1 protein-coding gene is annotated in these 1,505 nt (G+C 58.1%); it reads left to right on the top strand.

All coding sequences use genetic code 11. The features are described from left to right. Positions 1-1,505: efflux RND transporter permease subunit (locus IGS51_RS08815; RefSeq protein ID WP_297078060.1), on the top strand; the 1,505-nt coding region annotated here is incomplete at both ends.

Below are 1,505 nucleotides of genomic sequence, written 5' to 3'. Positions count from 1 at the left end.
ACGCGATTGTGGTGGTGGAGGCGATCGCCGCCAAGGTGCAAGATCGCGGCATGAATCCGTTCCGCGCAGCGGCCGAAACCATGAAAGAACTGTCTGGCGCGGTGATTGCAACTTCGCTGGTGCTGATGGCGGTGTTCGTTCCGGTGGCGTTTTTTCCCGGCACTACGGGCGCAATTTATCGCCAGTTCGCCCTGACGATCGCCTTTGCCATTGTCGTGTCTACCTTCAACGCGCTTACCTTTTCGCCGGCCATGTCGGCCCTGCTGCTGCGGCCCCGTTCCGACCACCAGGGCTGGCTGGGGCGACAGTTTGAGCGCTTCAACGGATTTTTGGACAATGTGCGGCAGCGCTATCAGCGATCGCTCACGGTGTTGTCTCAGTTGAAGTATTGGGTGCTGGCTGGGTTTGTGCTGGCGCTGATGGCCACGGCTTGGGTTTATCGCACGGTTCCCGGAGCCTTTTTGCCGGAAGAAGACCAGGGCTATTTCATTACGCTGGTACAGGCTCCCGAAGGCGTGTCGCTCAACTACACCAAGAAAATTCTGGATGAAGCCTCCGCCGAGGTACGCAAAATTCCGGAAGTAGAGTCGAATTTTGCCGTAACGGGCTTTAGCTTTGCGGGCGTTGCGCCCAACCAGGGCATTATGTTCACGCTGCTGAAGCCGTGGGAAGAGCGGAAGGGTCGGGGGCAGTCTGTCCAAGAGATTATTGGGCAGATCCAGATGACGTTTTTTGGAATGCCCAAAGCCCGAATTTTCTCGCTGAACCCGCCCTCGATTCAAGGATTGGGCAACTTCGGCGGCTTCCAGATGGAAATGCAGGATCGCCGGGGAAATATGCCTCTCAATGAGTTTGTGGGCTACCTTTATGCGCTGATGGGAGCCGCCAACCAAAACCCCAATTTGCAGGCGGTGTTTTCTACCTATTCCGCCAGCACGCCGCAGATGGTAGTGGAGGTAAACCGCGATCGCGCTAAGGCCTTGGGCATCGACCTGAATGACATTTTCTCGACGCTCCAGAGTTTTCTGGGGTCAGATTATGTCAACGACTTCACGCTGGATCGGCGCAGCTACCGCGTTTATGTGCAGGCCGACGAGCAGTTTCGCGCCCAGCCGGAAGACGTGAACCAACTCTACGTCCGCTCTGCCGCTGGTCAGATGATTCCCCTCGGCAATTTGGTAACGCTGACCCCAACCACCAGCGCCCAGTCAATTACGCACTACAACCTGTTTCGATCGATTTCGGTGCAGGGCGGTGCGGCGCCAGGAAGAAGCTCTGGCCAGGCGATCGCCGCGATGGAGCAGGTTGCCCAGCAGGTGTTTCCGCCCAGCCTGGGGTTTGAGTGGACTGGTAGCGCTCTGGAGGAGATCGAGTCGGGCGGGCAAGCGCCGCTGCTCTTTGCCCTGGGGCTGCTGATGGTGTATCTGGTGCTGTCGGCGCAGTACGGCAGCTTTGTAGACCCGGCAATTATCTTATTTGCTGTGCCGCTGGCGGTGCTGGGGGCG

The organism is Thermoleptolyngbya sp. M55_K2018_002 (assembly GCF_015295965.1).
Taxonomy (GTDB): domain Bacteria; phylum Cyanobacteriota; class Cyanobacteriia; order Elainellales; family Elainellaceae; genus Thermoleptolyngbya; species Thermoleptolyngbya sichuanensis.
The sequence above is the reverse complement of the archived record's forward strand: the minus strand, read 5'-3'. Positions and strand labels throughout refer to the sequence as shown.